This is a genomic window from Arenibacter latericius DSM 15913 (genome assembly GCF_000424985.1).
GTDB classification, from domain to species: domain Bacteria; phylum Bacteroidota; class Bacteroidia; order Flavobacteriales; family Flavobacteriaceae; genus Arenibacter; species Arenibacter latericius.
Genome location: NZ_AUKX01000008.1, coordinates 135040 through 141310 on the forward strand (window position 1 = coordinate 135040; position 6271 = coordinate 141310).

The window sequence follows — 6271 nt, forward strand, 5'->3', positions numbered from 1 at the left end:
ATATGTTTTCAGACAACAAAAAATCTCGCGCCATCGCTGAACCAAGCGGACAACCAAACAGAATAGGAAAAACTACTAAAATAAAAGGAGATATTGTTTCCGAAGCAGATTTTAGAATAGACGGTGAACTAGAAGGCAATGTAAAAACCTCAGGAAAGGTAGTAATTGGTTCTGGTGGATATATAAAAGAAAAAGTAGAGTGCGCAAAAGCCGATATAGAAGGAAACTTTAATGGCGAACTAATCGTTAACGACCTATTATCCTTAAAATCATCTGCAGTTATAGACGGTACAGTTAGCGTAGCTAAGCTTGCCGTAGAACCAGGAGCCACCTTTAACGCTTCCTGTACCATGAAAGGGAAAAACGCCAAGACGGGAAGCACCGCAACCCAAAACACCACTAATATTAATGGAACCACAAAAACCACCTAAAAAAAATAACGGCTTAAGGAATGCAGCTATCCTAACTGGAGTTGCTATACAAATGGGAATCATCATTTTTTTAGCAGCACAAGGCGGGAAGTGGTTAGATGCCTATTTTGAAATGGAATCTAATACCTTTACCATTATTGTTACCCTTATAGGGGTTGTTATTTCAATTTATCTTGTTATTCAACAATTGAAACGTGTAAATAATTAATGTTTAAAAAAAATCTACTCTACAGTTTTTATTTCTCTATTGTACTATTCAGTCTATTAGCTTTTGGACTACACCTACTAGTACTTTACTCCAAAGGTTTACCCTTGTTTAATCATATGATTATATTAGCCTATGCATCTAACATCATCCTAACCATATTAATTTTTTCTATTCTTTATATTCTTAGAACTGCATTAAAACACCAATTAGGATTTTTATTTTTAGCGGGAAGTATGTTAAAGTTTGTTCTCTTTTTTATAGTTTTCTACCCCGTTTACAACATGGATGGCAACATGGAACCTATAGAGTTTTCTACTTTCTTCGTCCCATATTCAGTAGGGTTAATAGTAGAAACCTTCTTTGCCGCTAAAATGTTAAATAGTTTACCCTGATTTTATGACATATAGGCCATTTGCATTACGCTAAAAAATAAACCGTTCAATGCTTTTTTCTTTTTTAAATAAAAGCGTACATTTGCACGGATTTTTCGAGACCGATATTTACAGCGATATGCAAAAACCATTTTACGTTAAGATTCTTTTAGTTGCCACACTCCTTTTGGGATTCAATGCTTTTGCACAAGAAACGGACAATTCCTCTGCGGAAGAGAACGGAAGCGTAAAAGCAGAAATAAAAGAGTTTATAGCCCATCATTTACTTGATTCGCACGATTTTACTCTCTACACAATTGATGAAGAGAACAATGAGCACTTTGGCTTTCCTTTACCTGTAATTTTATGGGACAATGGCCTAAAGGTGTTTTCATCTTCCAAATTTGATCACGGACAGGCTGTTGCCGAAGTAGATGGCGAACACTACGCCTTATATCACGGAAAGATAGTAAAAACAGACGCCCAAGGCACTATAAATTACGATGAAGAAGGACATGCTACCAACGTAAAACCTTTGGATTTCTCCATTACTAAAAACGTGGTGTTTATCATTGTAGTTTCTCTACTTATGATTTTCATGTTCAGCAGAATGGCTAAAACCTACAAAGGCAACATGATTCCAAAAGGGATAGGACGTGCCTTAGAGCCTATCATTTTATACATCAGAGATGACATTGCTATCCCAAATATTGGAGAAAAGCACTATAAAAAATACATGGGGTATTTATTAACCGTATTTTTCTTTATATGGATCATTAACCTATTAGGTTTATCCCCATTAGGAGTAAACGTTACCAATAATATTGCAGTAACATTTTGCTTGGCAATGTTCACCTTTTTCATCACTGCCTTTACCGCAAATAAAAATTACTGGAAACATATCTTCTGGATGCCAGGAGTACCAGTATTCATGAAAATAGTTTTGGCTCCAATAGAATTATTAGGAACCCTTATAAAGCCTTTCTCATTAATGATTCGACTTTACGCGAACATTACAGCTGGGCACTTAATTTTAATGAGTATTCTAGGGATGATGTTTATCTTCAAAAGCTGGTTAGGAAGCTCCATGTCATTTGTATTGGCAAGCGCACTTTCTTTCCTAGAGTTGTTGGTAGCCGCCCTACAAGCGTATATATTCACTATGCTATCTGCCCTTTATTTTGGGATGGCTGTAGAAGAACCTGAGGATCACTAAAAGTAGAATGTTTAATAATTAATTATATATATTTATGGAAATTCCAACAATTGTAGGAGCTGGTTTAATAGTTGTCGGTGCTGCTTTCGGTATCGGTAAAATTGGTAGTTCTGCTATGGATGCCATCGCACGTCAGCCAGAGGCTTCCGGTAAGATTCAAACAGCAATGTTGATTGCTGCCGCTCTTATCGAAGGTATCGGTTTCGCTGCGTTATTCGCATCTTAATCAAACAAAGAAACAGCTATAACGGTTGGTTATAGCTGTTCTTTTTACCATTTAATTATTAAACGCATATATTATAATATTACAACATGGAGAAATTAATAGAACAGTTTTCATTTGGATTGTTTTTTTGGCAATTGTTATTGCTAATTATACTGTTAGTCGTTTTACGTAAAGTTGCTTGGAAACCTATTCTTAATGCAATTGATGAGAGAGAGTCTGGCATAAAGAACGCTTTAGAGGCAGCAGAGAATGCCAAAAAAGAAATGCAAAACGTTACTGCAGATAGCGAACGTTTATTACAAGAAGCACGTATGGAGCGCGACAGCATGATAAAGGAGGCTCGCGAAATGAAGGAGAAGATTGTTGCAGATGCTAAAGAACTTGCACAAGTAGAGGCAGACAATATGATAAGTCAGGCTAAAACTGCTATCGAAGGTGAAAAGAAAGCGGCAGTAGCCGATATAAAAAACCAAGTAGCTACCCTTTCCTTGGAAATTGCCGAAAAGGTAATTAAGGAGAAGTTTTCTGAAGAAGGAAAACAATTAAAGTTGGTAGAGGAAATGGTAAGTGATATTAAGCTTAACTAAGGTTAAAAAATGAACGAATCTAGAGCAGCGGTACGTTACGCAAAGGCAGTTTTGGGCATGGCGGTAGAAAATAAAGCTACCGAAGAAGTGGAAGCGGACATGCGAAAAATAATGACCACTATTTCGGGAAGTCCAGAGCTTCGTGAAATGTTGGGCAGTCCACTGCTAAAAGGTGAATCTAAAAAAGATGCCTTATCCGCAATTTTTAAAGGCAGTAATCCGGTAACGGAAGGCCTATTAACTATTTTGGTAGAGAACAAACGAATCTCCATGTTAAATATCGTGGCAGAAAAGTTTATCATCTTAAATGAAGCTAGAAAAGGACAGGAGGTTGCTACCGTAACCACTGCAGTACCTTTAACAGCAGAATTGGAAGGGAAGATCCAGAATAAGATAGTTCAACTTACCGGAAATAAATCCAACTTGGTAAACAAGGTGGATAAGAGTATTATTGGAGGCTTTATTTTAAGGGTTGGAGATACGCAATACGATGCGAGTATCGCCCATAAATTGGAGAATCTAAGAAGAGAATTTACAAATAGTTTATAAATAATTACTTTGGGCGACATTGATTAACAATTTAGTCCTAATCTTATATCTATAACAAATGGCAGGAGTTAAAGCCGCTGAAGTATCAGCAATATTAAGGAAACAATTATCGGGATTTGAAGCATCAGCTTCTTTAGACGAAGTAGGTACCGTATTAAATGTTGGTGATGGGATCGCCAGAGTATACGGACTATCCAACGCTCAATACGGGGAGTTGGTAGAGTTTGAAGGCGGACTTCAAGGTATCGTTCTTAACTTGGAAGAAGATAATGTTGGTGTGGTATTGTTGAGCCCTTCCAGAGACATTAAAGAAGGTTCTGTTGTAAAGCGTACCCAAACTATCGCATCTATTAAAGTAGGTGAAGGTATTGTTGGGCGTGTTGTAGATACCTTAGGAAATCCAATAGACGGTAAAGGACCTATAACAGGAGACCTATACGAATTGCCATTAGAGCGTAAAGCTCCAGGGGTAATTTTCCGTGAGCCAGTTACCGAGCCATTACAAACTGGAATTAAGGCAATTGATGCCATGATCCCTGTAGGTAGAGGACAAAGGGAGTTGGTAATTGGTGACCGTCAGACAGGAAAGACTACTGTTTGTGTAGATACCATTCTAAACCAGAAAGAATTTTACGATGCAGGTGAGCCTGTTTACTGTATATATGTTGCTATAGGCCAAAAGGCTTCTACAGTAGCGCTTATTGCTAAAACCTTGGAAGAGCATGGTGCTTTAGCCTATACTACCATTGTAGCCGCTAACGCTTCTGACCCTGCATCTATGCAGGTTTATGCTCCTTTCGCAGGTGCTGCAATTGGAGAATACTTTAGAGATACTGGTAGACCAGCTTTAATCATTTATGATGATTTATCTAAACAAGCTGTTGCTTACCGTGAGATTTCTCTATTATTAAGACGCCCACCAGGACGTGAGGCATATCCTGGGGATGTATTCTACCTTCACTCTAGATTATTAGAGCGTTCTGCAAAAGTAATCGCAGATGATGCTATTGCAAAGAATATGAACGACTTGCCAGAAGTGTTAAAACCGATGGTAAAAGGTGGTGGTTCTTTAACAGCACTTCCTATTATTGAAACGCAAGCAGGTGACGTTTCTGCATATATTCCAACCAACGTAATTTCTATTACAGATGGTCAGATTTTCTTAACTCAGGATTTATTTAACCAAGGGGTTCGTCCTGCAATTAATGTGGGTATTTCAGTATCACGTGTTGGTGGTAACGCTCAGATTAAATCCATGAAAAAAGTTGCTGGAACACTAAAACTAGACCAAGCTCAGTTCCGTGAACTAGAAGCTTTCGCCAAGTTTGGTTCCGATTTAGATGCTGCTACACTAAACGTTATTGAGAAAGGACGTAGAAACGTAGAAATTCTAAAACAAGCACAAAACGATCCATTTACAGTAGAAGATCAGATTGCTATAATCTACGCTGGTTCTAAGAACTTGTTAAGAGATGTTCCTGTTACTAAAGTTAAAGAATTTGAAAAAGATTACATCGAATTCTTAAACGCTAAACATCGTGCAACTTTAGATCAGTTAAAAGCAGGTAAATTAACCGATGAGGTAATTGACGTTTTAACTAAGGTTGCTAAGGAATTATCGGCAAAATATAAAGGCTAGTATTGCGGTTTTAGGTATCCAATAAATAGTCTTATGTACAAAATGTGTAATGACAATTAGTGATACCATTTGGGAAAAGCAGTTTTACCATTAGTAAATAAAAATGTTGTTCCCTTTATGATTATTACAAATTAAACTCATTACTCAACACCAAGAAAGATGGCCAATTTAAAAGAAATAAGAAATAGGATTACCTCGGTATCCTCTACCATGCAGATAACCAGTGCCATGAAAATGGTATCTGCTGCTAAGTTGAAGAAAGCCCAGGATGCTATTACCGCCATGCGCCCCTATTCTGATAAGTTATCAGAATTATTACAGGGACTTAGCGCAAGTTTGGAAGGTGATTCGGGGAGTATCTATTCTGAAAATCGCGAAGTAAACAAAGTGCTTATCGTTGCAATCACCTCTAATCGTGGTTTGTGCGGGGCCTTTAACTCAAATATCATCAAGCAAAGCAACCATTTAATCAATACCACTTACGCAGGTAAAGAGGTAGATTTTATGGCAATAGGCAAAAAAGCTAATGATACCTTGCGAAAAAGAGGTGAGGTAATTGCAGATCACAGTGATCTTTTTGACAGCCTTACTTTTGAAAATGTTGCTGACATTGCAGAGGAGCTAATGGAACTATTTTCTAACGGAACCTATGATAAGATTGAAATTGTTTACAACAAATTCAAAAATGCAGCAACGCAAATAGTAACTACAGAACAGTTTTTACCAATAGTTCCTATAGAAGGAGATTCTGATGGGATGTCTGACTATATCTACGAGCCTACTAAGGCGGAAATTGTTGAGGAATTGATACCAAAATCCCTTAAAACACAATTGTTTAAAGGCGTATTAGATTCCTTTGCTAGTGAGCATGGTGCGCGTATGACCGCGATGCACAAGGCAACTGATAATGCAACGGAACTAAGAGATCAGTTAACCCTAACCTACAACAAAGCAAGACAAGCTGCTATTACCGGCGAAATCTTAGAAATTGTTGGTGGAGCGGAAGCGTTAAACAATTAGACGAAGCGTAAGCGAAGTCAAATT

9 protein-coding genes are annotated in these 6271 nt (G+C 37.6%); all 9 read left to right on the plus strand.

The window, feature by feature from the left end:
* Positions 1 to 2: 2 nt before the first annotated feature.
* The gene (locus H344_RS0105610; protein ID WP_026809414.1) at positions 3 to 431 is read left to right on the plus strand and encodes a bactofilin family protein; all 429 of its coding nucleotides are present in this window, start codon (positions 3 to 5) and stop codon (positions 429 to 431) included.
* Complete coding sequence (locus H344_RS0105615) at positions 409 to 639, plus strand: AtpZ/AtpI family protein (RefSeq protein ID WP_026809415.1); 231 nt, start codon at positions 409 to 411, stop codon at positions 637 to 639. The genes H344_RS0105610 and H344_RS0105615 overlap by 23 nt, the downstream gene beginning before the upstream one ends.
* Positions 639 to 1031: a DUF6168 family protein gene (locus H344_RS0105620; RefSeq protein WP_026809416.1), complete on the plus strand. Its 393-nt coding sequence runs from the start codon at positions 639 to 641 to the stop codon at positions 1029 to 1031. Before H344_RS0105615 ends, H344_RS0105620 begins: the two co-directional genes overlap by 1 nt.
* A gap of 118 nt (positions 1032 to 1149) precedes the next feature.
* Positions 1150 to 2226, plus strand: coding sequence for a F0F1 ATP synthase subunit A (atpB, locus tag H344_RS0105625; RefSeq protein WP_026809417.1), 1077 nt, complete (start codon positions 1150 to 1152; stop codon positions 2224 to 2226).
* A 34-nt stretch (positions 2227 to 2260) separates the two neighbouring features.
* A complete protein-coding gene (gene atpE, locus H344_RS0105630) occupies positions 2261 to 2452 on the plus strand; it encodes an ATP synthase F0 subunit C (protein WP_026809418.1) in 192 nt (63 codons plus the stop codon).
* Between the two features lie 86 nt (positions 2453 to 2538).
* Complete coding sequence (locus H344_RS0105635; protein WP_026809419.1) at positions 2539 to 3039, plus strand: F0F1 ATP synthase subunit B; 501 nt, start codon at positions 2539 to 2541, stop codon at positions 3037 to 3039.
* A 9-nt stretch (positions 3040 to 3048) separates the two neighbouring features.
* Positions 3049 to 3588: an ATP synthase F1 subunit delta gene (atpH, locus tag H344_RS0105640; protein WP_026809420.1), complete on the plus strand. Its 540-nt coding sequence runs from the start codon at positions 3049 to 3051 to the stop codon at positions 3586 to 3588.
* A gap of 58 nt (positions 3589 to 3646) precedes the next feature.
* On the plus strand, positions 3647 to 5227 hold the full coding sequence (gene atpA, locus H344_RS0105645) for a F0F1 ATP synthase subunit alpha (protein ID WP_026809421.1): 1581 nt from the start codon (positions 3647 to 3649) through the stop codon (positions 5225 to 5227).
* Between the two features lie 159 nt (positions 5228 to 5386).
* Positions 5387 to 6247: an ATP synthase F1 subunit gamma gene (gene atpG / locus H344_RS0105650; protein ID WP_026809422.1), complete on the plus strand. Its 861-nt coding sequence runs from the start codon at positions 5387 to 5389 to the stop codon at positions 6245 to 6247.
* Positions 6248 to 6271: the final 24 nt, after the last annotated feature.

Bases quoted from the DNA above. Each gene is read 5' to 3' on its own strand.
- H344_RS0105610 (WP_026809414.1), top strand. From the start codon at position 3: ATGTTTTCAGACAACAAAAAATCTCGCGCCATCGCTGAACCAAGCGGA.
- H344_RS0105615 (WP_026809415.1), top strand. From the start codon at position 409: ATGGAACCACAAAAACCACCTAAAAAAAATAACGGCTTAAGGAATGCA.
- H344_RS0105620 (WP_026809416.1), top strand. From the start codon at position 639: ATGTTTAAAAAAAATCTACTCTACAGTTTTTATTTCTCTATTGTACTA.
- atpB (WP_026809417.1), top strand. From the start codon at position 1,150: ATGCAAAAACCATTTTACGTTAAGATTCTTTTAGTTGCCACACTCCTT.
- atpE (WP_026809418.1), top strand. From the start codon at position 2,261: ATGGAAATTCCAACAATTGTAGGAGCTGGTTTAATAGTTGTCGGTGCT.
- H344_RS0105635 (WP_026809419.1), top strand. From the start codon at position 2,539: ATGGAGAAATTAATAGAACAGTTTTCATTTGGATTGTTTTTTTGGCAA.
- atpH (WP_026809420.1), top strand. From the start codon at position 3,049: ATGAACGAATCTAGAGCAGCGGTACGTTACGCAAAGGCAGTTTTGGGC.
- atpA (WP_026809421.1), top strand. From the start codon at position 3,647: ATGGCAGGAGTTAAAGCCGCTGAAGTATCAGCAATATTAAGGAAACAA.
- atpG (WP_026809422.1), top strand. From the start codon at position 5,387: ATGGCCAATTTAAAAGAAATAAGAAATAGGATTACCTCGGTATCCTCT.